At 49.9% G+C, this 14,723-nt stretch carries 8 protein-coding genes and 7 pseudogenes; 10 read left to right on the top strand and 5 right to left on the bottom strand.

Annotated features, from left to right (window positions below; translation table 11 throughout):
• Nucleotides 1–8 precede the first annotated feature (8 nt).
• From KQP84_RS24500 to KQP84_RS24490, 4 genes and pseudogenes are all read left to right on the top strand, one after another.
• Nucleotides 9–759 (top strand): annotated as a pseudogene (locus tag KQP84_RS24500) (cysteine protease StiP domain-containing protein); the annotation flags it as partial.
• A gap of 80 nt (nt 760–839) precedes the next feature.
• Nucleotides 840–1,094: pseudogene (locus KQP84_RS26360) on the top strand (RNA-binding protein); the annotation flags it as partial.
• A 1-nt stretch (nt 1,095) separates the two neighbouring features.
• The gene (locus KQP84_RS24495) at nt 1,096–2,037 is read left to right on the top strand and encodes an HpcH/HpaI aldolase/citrate lyase family protein (RefSeq protein ID WP_215848662.1); all 942 of its coding nucleotides are present in this window, start codon (nt 1,096–1,098) and stop codon (nt 2,035–2,037) included.
• 31 nt (nt 2,038–2,068) lie between these two features.
• Nucleotides 2,069–2,533: a tellurium resistance protein TerW gene (locus KQP84_RS24490; RefSeq protein ID WP_215848661.1), complete on the top strand. Its 465-nt coding sequence runs from the start codon at nt 2,069–2,071 to the stop codon at nt 2,531–2,533.
• A 305-nt stretch (nt 2,534–2,838) separates the two neighbouring features.
• On the opposite strand, the pseudogene KQP84_RS24485 reads toward KQP84_RS24490, so the two are convergent.
• Nucleotides 2,839–3,973, bottom strand: a pseudogene (locus KQP84_RS24485) (HlyD family secretion protein).
• Nucleotides 3,974–3,977: 4 nt separating this feature from the next.
• Nucleotides 3,978–4,301 (bottom strand): DUF3302 domain-containing protein, encoded by a 324-nt coding sequence (locus KQP84_RS24480; RefSeq protein WP_215848660.1) that lies wholly within the window; start codon nt 4,299–4,301, stop codon nt 3,978–3,980.
• A gap of 539 nt (nt 4,302–4,840) precedes the next feature.
• On the opposite strand from KQP84_RS24480, the pseudogene pqiB reads away from it, so the two are divergent.
• Nucleotides 4,841–6,480 (top strand): annotated as a pseudogene (gene pqiB / locus KQP84_RS24475) (intermembrane transport protein PqiB).
• 105 nt (nt 6,481–6,585) lie between these two features.
• Here the strand turns inward: pqiB and zinT are convergent.
• From zinT to KQP84_RS24460, 3 genes and pseudogenes are all read right to left on the bottom strand, one after another.
• Nucleotides 6,586–7,235, bottom strand: a pseudogene (zinT, locus tag KQP84_RS24470) (metal-binding protein ZinT).
• Between the two features lie 242 nt (nt 7,236–7,477).
• Nucleotides 7,478–7,648, bottom strand: coding sequence for a hypothetical protein (locus KQP84_RS24465; protein ID WP_215848659.1), 171 nt, complete (start codon nt 7,646–7,648; stop codon nt 7,478–7,480).
• 176 nt (nt 7,649–7,824) lie between these two features.
• A pseudogene (locus KQP84_RS24460) lies at nt 7,825–8,837 on the bottom strand (LacI family DNA-binding transcriptional regulator).
• Nucleotides 8,838–9,107: 270 nt separating this feature from the next.
• Between KQP84_RS24460 and KQP84_RS24455 the strand changes: the two are divergent.
• From KQP84_RS24455 to KQP84_RS24435, 5 genes and pseudogenes are all read left to right on the top strand, one after another.
• Entirely contained in the window at nt 9,108–10,151 is a 1,044-nt protein-coding gene (locus KQP84_RS24455) for an ABC transporter substrate-binding protein (protein WP_215848658.1), read from the top strand.
• Nucleotides 10,152–10,213: 62 nt separating this feature from the next.
• Nucleotides 10,214–11,026, top strand: a complete 813-nt coding sequence (locus tag KQP84_RS24450) for an ATP-binding cassette domain-containing protein (protein ID WP_215848657.1) — start codon at nt 10,214–10,216, stop codon at nt 11,024–11,026.
• 57 nt (nt 11,027–11,083) lie between these two features.
• Nucleotides 11,084–12,280, top strand: coding sequence for a sugar ABC transporter permease (locus tag KQP84_RS24445; protein ID WP_215848656.1), 1,197 nt, complete (start codon nt 11,084–11,086; stop codon nt 12,278–12,280).
• A 28-nt stretch (nt 12,281–12,308) separates the two neighbouring features.
• Nucleotides 12,309–13,035: pseudogene (locus tag KQP84_RS24440) on the top strand (SDR family oxidoreductase).
• A gap of 27 nt (nt 13,036–13,062) precedes the next feature.
• The gene (locus KQP84_RS24435; protein WP_215848655.1) at nt 13,063–14,691 is read left to right on the top strand and encodes an FGGY-family carbohydrate kinase; all 1,629 of its coding nucleotides are present in this window, start codon (nt 13,063–13,065) and stop codon (nt 14,689–14,691) included.
• The last annotated feature ends 32 nt before the right edge of the window (nt 14,692–14,723 follow it).

The following is a 14,723-nucleotide window of genomic DNA, read 5'->3' as shown; positions in this document are numbered from 1 at the left end:
AAGTGGGCATGACAATTCAAAAAGAAAGCCACTTTAGCGGCTCATACTCCTCTTCAGACATTGAATTTCTTTTGACGCCAGTTGAGATTGAAATGACACCGGTTGAGGAGAAGGAGCTACTGATCCAGTCTGGACAGAAACACTACTCCGATATGTTGAGCCAGGAACCTGCGCCGACAGAGCAGCATCTGGAACTTTTTCATAAAGCGCTTGATATCGAAGGGCCACGTTTGGCCCGCGAAGTTGTGATGCTGGCGAAAGGGCTTGCTACTGAATTGCGCGATAAAGCCATTGTGCTGGTCAGCCTGGTTCGCGCTGGCGTGCCACTTGGTGTGATGTTACATCGTGCGCTGCAGGATATGGGTGTTGAATCGCACCATTATGGCATCAGTATCATCCGCGACCGGGGTATCGACACTGAAGCACTCAATTACATTGAACGCCGACATGGTGCGGAAAACATCGTGTTTGTTGATGGCTGGACCGGTAAAGGCGCGATCACGGGTCAGCTGATTCAAAGCCTTGCAGGCCGTCCGGGTTACCCAGAAAGCCCAAGGCTGGTGGTTTTGGCTGATCCGGCCGGTTGTGCCTGGCTTGCTGCATCAGATGATGACTGGTTAATTCCGTTCGGCATTATGGGTGCGCCCGTATCGGGTTTGGTATCCCGTTCGATTTGGACTGAGCAGGGTTATCACGGCTGCGTTCACTGCGATCATTTAAAAGAATTTGAATGCAGTGTGATGCTGGTAGATGCGGTGGACGCATGGCGTCGCCGGATCAATGTTGCCGAAATCAAACCCGCCTCTCCCCTCTTCACACAACAGGCAGAACAGCGGAAACGGAGCCAGCAAGTGGTTGCAAATCTTGCCGCGCAATTTGAAATAAGCTCGATTAATCGCATTAAACCCGGCATCGCTGAAGCAACGCGCGCCGTTCTCAGACGTGTCCCCGATTATGTCTTGGTGAGACATAAATCTGATCCTGATGTTTCTCTGCTGGTCTATCTTGCTGAGAAAAAAGGTATTGAAATCATGGAAGTCGGCGACGCGCTCGATCAATACAGGGCTGTGACTATTATCAAAAAGGTGGCCTGAGATGAAAACAGCTCTTTCACCCTACATGCTGGGTGCCACGCTTTATATGCCAGCGACTCGCACAGATCTGGCTGATATCATCCTCAACGATAAAATTCCTGAGCTGCGCTCGCTGGTCGTCTGTCTTGAAGATGCCGTGAGCGATTCAGAAGTTGAGTATGCGTTACAGAATTTACACCAGCTTTTGGCTGAATTAGCCTGCACCGCGTCAGAACCACAAGAACAGAGGCGTCCGCTGGTTTTTATTCGCCCACGTAATGAAACAATGGCCGCAAAGCTGATCAGCGATCACTCGCTTGAAGGCATCGACGGGTTTGTTTTACCGAAGTTTACCTTGGCTAATTTATCCTGCTGGTGGGACATCATGTCCGGTACTGATCTGCATATGATGCCTACCTTAGAAACACAGGATGTGTTTGATGTGAATGCCATGACAGCGCTGGCAAACGAACTCACAAAGCACGCTTGTCGTGCCCGCATCATTGCATTACGAATTGGCGGTAACGATCTTATGAGTGTTATCTCATTGCGCCATCCGCGAAATATGACACTTTACGATGGCCCGATGGGATATGTAGTAAAAATGCTGGTTGCCGTCTTTGCGTCACGTGGATTTGCTTTGACCGCCCCCGTATGTGAGCAAATAGACAATGTTGAGTTACTGCAACGTGAGCTCACACTTGATATTGCGCATGGGCTGGTGGGTAAAACTGCCATCCATCCTACCCATTTAGATGTTATTCACCGCGCGCTTGAGGTTCAACCTGACGAGTATGAAGACGCGTTACGTATCCTCAACTCTACCCAGGCGGTGTTTAAGTCTCAGGGAGCGATGTGCGAACCTGCCACCCATCGCAGCTGGGCTGTCAATGTGCTGGAGCGGTCAAAATATTGCGGCATCGCTAAGCAGTTTAATAATGTCCTTTACGCCTCACGCCAGTAAACCGTGAGCGTCTTTTGAGAAATGGTGTGAAATGTCCCTGAGCGCAAAACAATACAGACAATTTAAGCTGATTGTCTTATTGCATACCGGAAAGCCAGTAGGTAAGGAGACGCTTATCAAGGAACTGGATTGTTCCGAACCCACTTTTAACCGCGATTTGCGGAATTTACGGGATGAATATAAAGCTGAAGTACGCTTCCTGAAGAGCACCAACAAATATCAACTCACCACACCGGGCGACATTACCCCAAAAGTGGTGCGTTATACGCGTGAAGCGCTGGCTGTTTATGAGAAATCGGCCCCTATTGGTAGCACCTCTTCTGTCATTTTGGACAAAGAGGCCAAGAAGTCCGTTTCATTATCTTTGCGTTTGTCCGTGATACGCAAAATAGAATCTTATGGCAATAAAGAAGGCATGAATCGTAGCCAAGTGGTGGAGTGGCTGGTAGATAATTACCTTGCCCGCTGCCTCGGTGCAGCGAAAACCAAGAAATAAGCGGATCCATACAACACAACAAACGGCTTTAGGGCCGTTTATTTTTTTATAAATGGTTTTTCTCGCTCTTTATTACTGTCGCTAAATATAAATCACTCACTGTGGCTCATTCTAAATTCGCCTCACTCAGCGATGAGCACGACGTCTTTCATGCCATTTAATATGAAGGCATCTAATTTATAACACGCATATACCCTAATTATTCGAGTTGCATAAAGGCGGCAAGCGGGTAAGTCCCACGCAGCTTACCGTGGTCAGTGAAAGGAGTGAACAAGTGAAGCTTGAAGGATGACGGGTCTTTATCATTAATGATCAAGATAGAGATAATGCATCCAGCTGGTCATGCGCAGCAAAACCTTTCGCATCACGGAAACATGACTAAAGTGATCAGAATAAACAGCTACTTGTGCAAATATTCCATCGGGGAGCGCGTCTACATCATGGTTTGGATCTAATTCAATCACCGTCAGGACCCCGTCAGAGCCGGGCACGATATTCAACGATTGCAGCACGCCCTGAGCTTGATAAGTACCGCCCGGCACCACCGGTAAAACGCTAATAAGCTTGCCGGAAAAACCTGACCCGGTAATGCATTAAAAACAACTTCAGCTTCATCGCCTGTCTTTAAACGCAGCAGCGAATTTTGCCTGAACTGCGCAATGATCAGCCGTTTTTGCTCCGGTATAAAAATCATTACCGGACGCAGAGGAAGCGCTGCCGCATAGGTTCCGGGCCGAATCAATACCTGTGTGACATAGCCGTCACTTGGGGCGCGAACCACTGTTTGTTCCAAATTATATTGCGCTTCGGTCAGCTGGGCCCGCAGGCTGACAATTTGCGATTGCTCGCCATTGACCACGCTCTCCAGCTGACTTTTAATCTGCCCCTGCTCCGCTACTGAGCCTTTTACTAAGGCATCCTGCGCTAAGAAATCCTGACGGGCATTATCAATATCTCTTTCAGAAAAAGGGTTTACCTTGGCCTTACTCCCCGCCACATAGCGCTGGTAATCTTTGAATAAGCGGTCTCTTTCAGCCGAAACGTGTGTAGTATTCGCGATGGCTTCTTCTAGCTGGCCTTTTAACGCCTGTATGTTATGAACAGCTGTCATCAGATCGGCCTTGAGCCTGTCGACTCTGGCCTGAAAACGGGTTCGATCTAAACTAAACAGCATTTCGCCTTTGCTGATTCGCACGTTTTGTTTATCAGTGACTTGCGTAACGATCCCTGTCACCTGAGGCGTGACAGGTATAGCAATTACCGCCTTTTGCGCCAACGCGGTGTAAGGATGGTTATAATTCATCAACAAGATCAGTGCGCTAACCAGAAAAACACCCCTAATGCGGCAGTGGGTATTGTCCATTTATTTACCGGGATTTTGAATATTTTGAAGACAGCCCAGGCGAAAGCAACATAGGTGAGGATAATGAGTAAATCCATAGGGTTACTCCCGCGGACGTGCCTTGATACCGCTTAATTTGTGCTCCAGTTCCGCCACCCGCTGCTGCAGTTGTTCCAGTGACGCCTCTTGTTTTTGCATTCCCCAGCCACGATCCGCCCGATAAAGAGTGGCCCAAATCCACAAAAAGGGCCAAATGACATGCAAGGTAAACAAGCTAACCCAGCCCGCAACGTGAATAGCATCGGCATGGGGATGATTACGCGATTTAGCAATCAGATAGGGAATATCATGAAGAATGATAATTCCATAAAAGATGATCAGAAAAACAACCACCAGAACGCCTAGCGCAAAGTAGTTAAGAAACATACCCGCCTCGAATAAAATACTTAGTTACTTAAATGTAGACGTTATTTATTTACAAAATACGCCTAACGAGAAATGCCCGCTCCATACAGCCCCGACAAATTAAATTATTTTCAGTTATGCAATGAAGCTACGCCCGACTCTTTAACTTCATGTAAATAAAATTAAACCCCGCACCGATTAAACGAGACAAACCTCTTAATTAAGCATAACGTTCATTCATGCAAATGCGTTTTTATGGTTAAAAATGACATGAAGAGACATAAGGAAAATTTACGTTTACTGTCCGACTTATCCTTTAATTTTTCAGCCCAATTTTGATATTTATCATAAACCTGTTATCAGCAATCGTCTGGCTTCCGGCAGAGATTAACTATAATGACAGGGTTAAAATAGATGCAGAAGAAAGCCGCACCTCATCTAAAGTAAATTCAACTATTGCAACTCATTAATTTATTTGCGTTTCATTTAGTCATCTTTGCGGAATATTTATTTATCGCTGTAATCATGTCTCTAAAAAAGCAGCCTTAAGGAGGCGTGTCTTGAAGGCAAATAGTGATGGCATTGCCAAAATTGATAAAATAAAACGCTGGTCACCGGTCTGGATTATCCCCGGCGTGACCTTATTGATTGGCGGATGGATTTTATATTATCACTACAGCCGTCAAGGGCCGGAAGTCACGCTGATCACAGCGAATGCTGAAGGAATAGAAGAGGAAAAACCACGATCAAGAGTCGCAGCATCAACATCGGTTTGGTTGAAAGCGCAGTATTGAGTGAGGATCTTCATCACGTTGAAATCAAAGCGCGTCTGCAAACCGGTATGGAAAGATTGTTGCACGGCAATAGCGTATTTTGGGTGGTAAAACCGCAAGTGGGACGCGGCGGCGTGACAGGTCTCGGGACGTTATTATCCGGCGCCTATATTGAATTACAGCCGGGTTCCAGCGGCGCACAGCCAACGCAATACACCTTATTAGATTCCCCTCCGCTGGCACCCGCTAACGCCAAAGGCATTCATATCACCCTCGACAGCAAAAAAGCGGGACAGCTCAATCCAGGCGATCCGGTGTTATTTCGCGGCTATCGCGTAGGCGCAGTTGAAACCAGTGCCTTTGATACCGATAAGCGCCTTATGAATTATCAGTTATTTATCTATTCACCTTATGACGCGCTGGTGACAACTAACGCCCGCTTTTGGAAAGACAGCGGTGTGGCCGTAGAAATGTCTGCTTCTGGGATGCGCGTAGAAATGGGATCGCTGACCACCCTGCTCAGCGGTGGCGTAAGCTTTGACGTGCCGGAGGGCTGGCAACCCGGTGCAGCGGCAGAGAATAAAGCGGAATTCCATCTGTTTGACGATCAGCGCAGCATTCAGGACTCCCTTTATACCGAACACATCGATTTCCTGATGTTCTTTACCGATTCAGTGCGCGGTCTGCAAGCGGGCGCACCGGTGGAGTTTCGCGGCATTCGCCTTGGTACCGTGGCTCAGGTACCCTTCTTTTTGCCGGGCGTGACGCAAGATCTTCACACCAATTATCAGGTTCCGGTGCTGATCAGCATCGAACCGGATCGTTTTATCAAAGGTATGGGCAAGAATTTCAATCTTGAACAACGACTTCATGAGGGCAAAAAACGCGGCCTGCGTGCCACGCTAAAAACAGGTAATTTGATCTCCGGCGCGCTTTATATCGATTTAGACTTCTATGAAAATGCGACGCCTTATAAAGGCCCTGTTGAAGTAGCCGGATATGAGATCATTCCCACCACCAATAGCGGGCTGAATCAGATTCAACAAAAACTGGTTGCCACGTTAGATAAAATTAACGGCTTGCAACTCAACCCGGTGCTGGCTGAGGCAACAGGTACCTTGAAAGAGAGCCAGCGCACACTGCGCGAGCTGCAAACATCACTGAAGCATGTCAATCAGTTCACTGCTAGCCCGGCCATGAAAACCTTGCCTGAAGAGATGCAGCAAACGCTGCGTGAATTGGGACGTAGCATGAAAGGATTGCAACAAGGTTCCCCTGCCTATGACAAGTTAGTCGGCGATATGCAGCGCCTGGATCAGGTACTGCGGGAATTACAACCGGTACTGAAAAAGCTCAACAGCAAAAGTAATGCGCTGGTGTTTGAAGCTGAACGCGATCAAGATCCGCAGCCAAAAAGAGCCAAATAACAGGCGACGCGTCAACGCTATGAATCACGCCGCCTTTTATGATTGAAAGGCGGCGTGAAAGACTGTGTACGTTAATAACGCGATAAAACATTCACCTTTACCACATCAGTGGTGAAGCATTTCATCAACAACCTGTTTATTCATTAACTGGTAAGGATAATAAGTAGGCCAGCTTTCCATCTCTTTCAGCAGGGCCTCTTGAGAGCTGTTGCCAATGAAAATATGGTAGTGCGCGGACTTGCGTGGAGCGATGGTGTGATCGCTGAACTGCACATACTTAGGCGCTTTACTGTTGGGCTCTTTACACTCAAATAAATAGCGAACGCCTTTATTGCCCGATGCATAAGTGAGGATTTTGTAACCGGCACTGTCATATTTACATGAACTGACCTTATCGCCTTGATGAAACTCTATTACGCCGTTTTCAATACCAATGGTATCAATATCTGTCGCGTATCCTTTACGGTAATACTCTTTTATCTCTTCAAATGTTTTACGTGTATCTTTTTCCGCTTTTTTCTGAAGACAGGATCCAGCTCGCCACTCTGCAATAAAGGATAAACAGACTGCCAAATGCCATCCCAGTCTGTCAGGCTTCTCTCTTTCACGCTTTCGTTACTAAAAATCCCTTCAGACGCTTTTTGCTCAGCTTCAGTCAACGGTTTACCGTGTGAATGATGCGCATGAGCGAAAACCTGACTGCTTAAAACAAGCGTACCCAGAGCCAATACAAGTTTACCCAAGCTATGTGCCAAAACGTAATCCTCAGTGAGCAACATGAAATGTAATGTTATATTATTACATTTTACGCATCAACTGAAGTTTCGTTGCTGACTCAGCAAAATCGCAACGTGTTGAGCTAAGTAATAAGCCCATTCAAAAACAAGGATATCGGGGAAAGTGCTGACATTAATAAAGCAGCAAGTCAGCGCACAAAGCTGCGGCTAAACTTGCAGCGCGTGAGGCGATAAAAACGGGAGAGTTTTACACCCCTTTTTTATCCACTCGATGGCGTAATCAAGAATCTGTTGTTGAGCGCGGTTTTGCGAGAAACTCCGTTTTTTTCGATCATCTTCAAGATGCTGTCAGAAGCAACCAGCTCTTTTCTTTCAATGAGTTCCAAAACGGCTTCTCCAATAACGCCAGTAAGAAGTGCGTTTGTAGACATTATCTTTTCCTGGTTAAGGATGAAAAAGGGTAAAAAGTTTAGCACCTAAACTTAGCAACTCGTGTGACCTCTGACCACGTAGAACTGTCCGAATCGTGATAATGAGCGTGGAGGCTTAATGAATGCAGGATTGTGCTGCAAACCCGGCGTAAACATAAACCGGGCTTCTGGCGACTTCAGCGGGTAAAGAGGGGCGGAATTTCAATAAGCTGCTTATCCGTGGCACCGGCATCAATAATCTTGAATATCGCGTCTAACATGGCCGGTACATCTTGCCGAACCATTTCGATGTCATACCCTAATAGCGCGACGAAAGGATCCCAGTCAAAGCAGCCCATCGCCAGCTGTTTTTCACCGGTATAGCCTGACATCAGCATCCATCGCATTACCCCTTCCAGCGAAATAGTGGAGTTAACAAACAAGCCTGCAATAGGACGTTCGCCCTGCCCGACATACTCTTTAAGTGCCTGTTCTGATTTTTCTGGCGCATAGCCGCAGGCCAGAAGTCTCGATTCAGCCACCTCTAAACCCCATTCTTTGTGGGCATCCGTAAATCCGCGCAAACGTTCAAGGGTGTTGTGATCGGTCCGCCTGCCCCCACAAACACCAGCGACTGCGCCGAACCGAGACGCCTCTCACAGCTTTTAAAAATACGATGCGTCAGCTCTTTTGCGCCGCCATAGTTATCTGAAATCACTGAGGGCGCGTGTTTGCCGGGAAGATCCAGATTAAGCGTTGGCACGCCAGCCTGGGCACAAATATCGGTGATTTTGTCGGGATCGGTTGCGCCGGTCGAGATCATCCAATCCACCTGATAAGAGAGCATGGCGCTTGCGGCTTCGACTTCCAGCGCAGGTTCTCGTTGGGTGCAAGTGATGATGGGAAAAAGCCCGCGTTCGCGCGCCATGGACTCGAAGCGCTCAACAATCGATCCGAAATAGCGGTTGTCGTATTTAGGCACAATCATGCCGATAATTTTCGACTTTTTACTGCGTAACAGGCTGGCGGGTTTGTTTAGTGCATAGCCCTGCTCTTCGGCAATTCGGGTAATTTTTTCCGCCAGCTTTGCGCTGATACGGCGTTTCTTCCAGCTGCCGTTGAGCACAGAACTGACCGCGCTGGCAGATGCGCCGGTCAATTCAGCCAGGTCGTAGATCGTCGTTTTCTTGACTTGTTTGCGTTGAATCACAAATCCCAATCTCTGTTTTTTAGTTAGCTTGACACTAATTTTCAATAGTGACAATCATGCTCCATCGATTGAGCAAATGTAATGTCGATGTGAATTAAATGTGATTTAAATGGCAAATAAACGTTATGGAAAAAGTCATAGCGGGAGAAGCCTGTCGCAGTTAACAGACCCCTGATGTCCCGTAGCCGCTTTCTCCTTCGCGTTTTTCAGTCGCGAATGTCATGCCGACACGCACTGAAATGCTTTCCCGTCTAATCGAGGAGAAGAGAAATGCGTTATCGCACTATTCTGGTGGCTTCGGCTGCCGCGTTGGTTTGTGTTGCTGGTGCTGCCCAGGCAGCGGAGTCGGCGACAGTGGCTTTTCTGATGCCCGATCAGGCATCTACACGTTATGAACAGCATGATTACCCCGGATTCAAAGCGGAAATGGCGAAACTCTGCGCCGATTGCAAAGTGATTTATCAAAACGCCAACGCCAGTGCCTCTTTGCAGCAACAGCAATTCAACTCGGTGATTGCGCAAGGTGCGAAAGTCATTGTACTGGATCCGGTTGATTCCTCGGCGGCAGCAGGTCTTTTAGAAATCGCCCATTCGCAGGACGTTAAAGTTGTCGCTTACGATCGTCCCATCCCGGGTAAAGCGGCTGATTTCTATATTTCTTTCGACAACGAAGGCATTGGTTACGCCATTTCTAAATCACTGGTCGATCACCTGAAAGCATCGGGGGTCAAAGCCGGTGCAGGCGTTCTGCAGATCAACGGTTCACCCACGGATGCCGCCGCAGGATTGATCCGTGACGGTGTGCATCGCGGGCTGAAAGAGTCTGGCTACAAAACGCTGGCTGAGTTTGATACGCCTGAATGGGCACCACCGAAAGCACAGGAGTGGGCTTCCGGCCAGATCACCCGTTTCAGCGATCAAATCAAAGGCGTGGTTGCGGCTAATGATGGTACAGGCGGCGGTGCGATAGCCGCATTCAAAGCCGCTGGCGTCACGCCGATCCCGCCCGTCACCGGCAATGATGCCACTATTGCCGCGCTGCAACTGATCATCGCAGGCGATCAATACAACACCATTTCCAAACCCTCAGAAGTGGTAGCGGCCGCAGCGGCTAACGTCGCGGTGGCCTTGATTCAAGGCAAAACACCCAAAGCGGGCACCACCTTGTACAACACACCTTCGCAACTCTTCGTGCCCGCAGTGATTACGGCCAAAAACATCAAAGCCGAAATCTTCGACAAGAAGATCCAAACGCCAGCGCAAGTCTGTACCGGTGAATATGCCGCAGACTGCAAAAAGCTGGGTATTCAGTAAGTCAGCAAGTCGTCCGTAGCGGACGCTTACGGACCTCTTTTTCATCGAATCAGGGTCACGCCATGTTGAATGAAAATGACACTCTGCCCGATAAGGGGCAGCCAATACTGAAGCTCAGTAAAGTCTCGAAAAACTTTGGCGCGGTTTCTGCACTGACAGATATTGATCTGGCGATCTTCGCAGGCGAAGTGGTGGCGCTGGTGGGTGATAACGGCGCGGGGAAATCGACGCTGGTGAAAATCCTTGCGGGTGTGCACCAGCCCACTTCCGGTACGGTGGAATTTGAAGGCAAGCCGGTGAATCTCGACAGTCCCGGCAAAGCGTTGGAATACGGTATCGCCACCGTGTTTCAGGATCTGGCACTGTGTGAAAACCTTGATGTGGTTGCCAATCTGTTTTTAGGCCATGAGATTTCCGCCTGGCAGTTAGACGAAGTCTCGATGGAAGTACGCGCCTGGACACTGTTAAACGAGTTGGCGGCTCGGATCCCTTCAGTGCGCCAACCTGTGGCGTCATTATCAGGCGGTCAACGTCAAACGGTCGCCATTGCCCGATCGCTGCTGTTAAACCCGAAAATCGTCATGCTTGATGAACCCACCGCGGCACTTGGCGTAGCCCAGACGGCTGAAGTGCTGAACCTGATAGAACGCGTGCGGGCCCGCGGGCTAGGCGTCATTATTATCAGCCACAACATGGAAGATGTGCGGGCAGTTGCAGACAGAATCGTTGTGCTTCGTCTGGGTCGTAATACCGGCATTTTCACTCCCGATGCGTCAAACCAGGAATTGGTCGCGGCCATCACCGGTGCCACGGAAAATGCCGTGTCACGCCGGGTCGAGAGAAGATCGCATCAAAGCCAGCCTGGAGATCTGTAAATCCATGAACACCATTAGCAAAAAAGGCGCGCCGCTCTCGATCGTAGCGATGAACGCGTGCATCACGATGAAAGCCTGTCCGGTGTTTTCCACTCCTTCGTTGATCGAATAAAAACCGGTGATTTGGGCATGTTGCCGGTGGTGCTCGGCCTGATTTTAATCTCTACCGTGTTCAGCATTCTTAATCCGGTTTACCTGGCTCCCAACAACCTGGTCAACTTGCTGTTCGACTGCGCAACCATTGGTTTTATTTCGCTGGGTATTGTCTGCGTACTGATGCTGGGAGAAATCGATCTTTCTGTTGGATCGATGAGCGGGCTCTCTTCCGCCATCATCGGAGTATTGTGGGTTAATCTTGGCTGGCCGATAGCCGGTGCGATTGCCGTAGCGCTGGTGATGGGTGCAGTGGTTGGGATGATCTATGCGCAACTTTATAACCGCCTTGGTATGCCGAGTTTTGTCGCGACGCTTGCCGGGCTGCTGGCCTTGCTGGGAATGCAACTCTACATCCTTGGCCCCTCAGGCAGTATCAACCTGCCCTATATCTCCCCGCTGGTGCGTTTTGGCCAGGTGATGGTAATGCCTGACTGGTTCGCCTATCTGGTGGCAGTGCTGCCTGGCGTAGCCATGGCGATTCAGGGCCTGAGAACCCGTAACCGTCGTGAGAAGGTTGATCTCTCATCTGAACCCATGGGTGCGCTGTTCATTCGCGCCATCCTGTTAACAGTGGTTTTCGAATTCGCGGTTTTCTACCTTAACCTCGGTCGCGGCGTCCCGTGGATTTTTGGCCTGTTTGTGGTCTTCACCGTGCTGCTTAACTATGCGCTGAAACGAACCAAATGGGGACGCTCGATGTTTGCCATTGGCGGCAATCGTGAGGCCGCTCGTCGTTCAGGAATTAATGTGCGTGCCATCTACATCAGCGCATTTATGCTCTGTTCAACCCTGGCGACGCTGGGCGGGATCCTTGCAGCCTCCCGATTAGCTTCCGCCAGTCAGCAAGCGGGCACAGGCGACGTCAACCTTAATGCAATTGCTGCCGCTGTCATTGGTGGCACCAGCCTGTTTGGTGGGCGGGGAAATGCCTATTCCGCGCTGCTGGGCATTATCGTTATTCAGTCCATCTCCAACGGCCTGACACTGCTTAATCTGCCCTCATCACTGCGCTACATGATCACCGGCGGCGTGCTGGCCATTGCTGTCATTGTCGATTCTCTCGCCCGGCGCTCTCGTGTTAATCACGGTCGCGCTTAAATAACGCATTCCTACAGGAGAAATAACCATGCTTAATTCACTTGAAAATAAAGTTGTCGCCATCACCGGGGCGGCTTCAGGAATCGGTCTGGAATGTGCCCGAACTTTTTAGCCGCTGGCGCGAAAGTAGTACTGATTGACAGGGCGCGTGAGCGGCTGGAACAACTTACAAATGAACTGGGTGAAAACGCGTTTCCGTTGGTGATTGATCTGCTTAAGCCGCAAGAAATATCAGGCATGTTGCAGGGCATTTTGGATGCGGCTGGCGGCCTGGATATTTTTTACGCCAATGCCGGAGCCTATGTGGGGGGCCGATTGAGGAAGGCAACCCCGATGAATGGGACCGCATGTTGAACCTGAATATCAACGCGGCCTTCCGTACCGTTCATGCAGTACTGCCGCACATGATTGCGCAAAAATCGGGTGATATTCTCTTTACCAGCTCGATTGCAGGCGTTGTACCCGTGATCTGGGAACCGATTTATACGGCGTCGAAATTTGCCGTGCAGGCTTTTGTTCACACCACGCGTCGGCAGGTAGCGAAACATGGCATCCGCGTTGGCGCCGTTTTGCCGGGCCCGGTTGTCACCGCGCTAATCGATAACTGGCCAAAAGAAAAGTTAGAAGATGCACTGGCGAACGGCAGCCTGATGCAGCCGAAAGAGGTGGCAGATGCGGTACTCTTTATGGTGACTCGACCACGTAATGTCACAGTACGCGACTTGGTTATCCTGCCAAACAGCGTTGATCTTTAACCCTGTTATTCAGGAAAAGGAGAGCGTATGGGCAGCAAATTACAGGATAGCGCAGCGGATAATCGCGTCATGATTGGAGTCGATGTCGGCACCACCAGCGCGCGTGCTGGCGTGTTTGACCACTCCGGCGAAATGTTGGCAACCGCAAAACGCGAGATTACCCTTTTTCGCGCGCCCGGACATATCGTTGAGCAGTCGAGTCGCGAGATTTGGCAGGCTGTTTGTGCCGCAGTGAAAGAGGCGATCCAGCGCGCGGCCATTGATCCTCAGCGGGTTGCCGGTATCGGTTTTGACGCCACCTGCTCGCTGGTGGTGTTGGATGCCGTCGCAAAACCGCTGGCAACCAGCGACAGCAACAATGACGATCGTAATGTCATTGTCTGGATGGATCATCGGGCCACCGCTCAAGCGGAGCGTATCAATACGCTGCAACATCCGGTATTGCGCTATGTCGGGGGTAAAATCTCGCCAGAAATGGAGACGCCAAAGCTTCTTTGGTTGAAAGAGCATCGCCGCGAAACCTATGACAAAACCTGGCAATTTTTCGATCTGGCCGACTTTCTCACTTGGCGCAGCAGCGGCGATCTGGCGCGTTCCACCTGCACCGTGACCTGTAAATGGACCTATATCGCCCACGAAAAGCGCTGGGATGCAGACTATTTTCGCCAGATCGGGCTTGAAGAGCTGGCCGATGAGCAGTTTTCCCGCATTGGTCAGCAGATTGTCGAACCGGGCACTTGTTGTGGTAAAGGGCTGACACAAGAAGCGGCGGATGAAATGGGATTACCGGTCGGCACGCCTGTCGCTGCCGGGATGATTGATGCCCATGCCGGCGGTATCGGTACGGCAGGCGCCAAAGGCAGCGCCAGCCATAATCTTGCCTACGTATTTGGTACTTCATCCTGCACCATGACCACCACCGAAGCGCCGGTATTTATTCCTGGCGTGTGGGGACCTTATTTTTCTGCAATGGTGCCAGGAAAGTGGTTAAACGAAGGCGGGCAGAGTGCCGCTGGAGCAGCAATTGATCAATTGTTAGCGTTTCATCCGGCAGCTCGCGAAGCAGCAAATAGGGCGAATCAGCGTGCTGTTTCGTTACCGGTTTTCCTGGCCGACTTAGCGCTGGAAAAGTACGAGAACGCCTCGGCAGCGGTAGAACATACCCAAGGCATTCACGTTATTCCTGAATTCCTTGGCAACCGCGCACCCTTCGCCGATCCTCACGCGCGTGCATTGATTGCGGGTTTAGGGATGGAAAACGATCTGGACAACCTGTTGTCACTCTACATTGCGGGCATTTGCGGCATTGGTTACGGGTTGCGACAGATCATTGATGTTCAGGATCAAGCCGGGGCAACCATCGAAAATATTGTCATCAGCGGTGGCGCAGGCCAGCATCCCTTCATTCGACAACTGCTCGCAGATGCCACCGGACACAAAGTGATTGCCACTAAAGGCAGTGAACCAGTGCTACTGGGTGCTGCTATTCTCGCGGCTTTTGCGGGCGGCATGGTTTCATCAGTCAGTGAAGGCATGTCACGTTTTACACACGTCGCCAGTGAATACATACCAGAAACGCATTATCGCGAGCGCCACCAACTTCGCTATGCTACCTTTCAACGCCTTCAGGAAAATGCACGGCAGTTGGAAGGTTAGCGGTGTGTATCTCTACGCGTTATTAGCCAATC

It is taken from the genome of Candidatus Pantoea bituminis (assembly GCF_018842675.1).
Classification (GTDB): Bacteria; Pseudomonadota; Gammaproteobacteria; order Enterobacterales; family Enterobacteriaceae; genus Pantoea; species Pantoea phytostimulans.
The sequence above is the reverse complement of the archived record's forward strand: the minus strand, read 5'-3'. Positions and strand labels throughout refer to the sequence as shown.

Bases quoted from the DNA above. Each gene is read 5' to 3' on its own strand.
- KQP84_RS24495 (WP_215848662.1), top strand. From the start codon at position 1,096: ATGAAAACAGCTCTTTCACCCTACATGCTGGGTGCCACGCTTTATATG.
- KQP84_RS24490 (WP_215848661.1), top strand. From the start codon at position 2,069: ATGTCCCTGAGCGCAAAACAATACAGACAATTTAAGCTGATTGTCTTA.
- KQP84_RS24480 (WP_215848660.1), bottom strand. From the start codon at position 4,301: ATGTTTCTTAACTACTTTGCGCTAGGCGTTCTGGTGGTTGTTTTTCTG.
- KQP84_RS24465 (WP_215848659.1), bottom strand. From the start codon at position 7,648: ATGTCTACAAACGCACTTCTTACTGGCGTTATTGGAGAAGCCGTTTTG.
- KQP84_RS24455 (WP_215848658.1), top strand. From the start codon at position 9,108: ATGCGTTATCGCACTATTCTGGTGGCTTCGGCTGCCGCGTTGGTTTGT.
- KQP84_RS24450 (WP_215848657.1), top strand. From the start codon at position 10,214: ATGTTGAATGAAAATGACACTCTGCCCGATAAGGGGCAGCCAATACTG.
- KQP84_RS24435 (WP_215848655.1), top strand. From the start codon at position 13,063: ATGGGCAGCAAATTACAGGATAGCGCAGCGGATAATCGCGTCATGATT.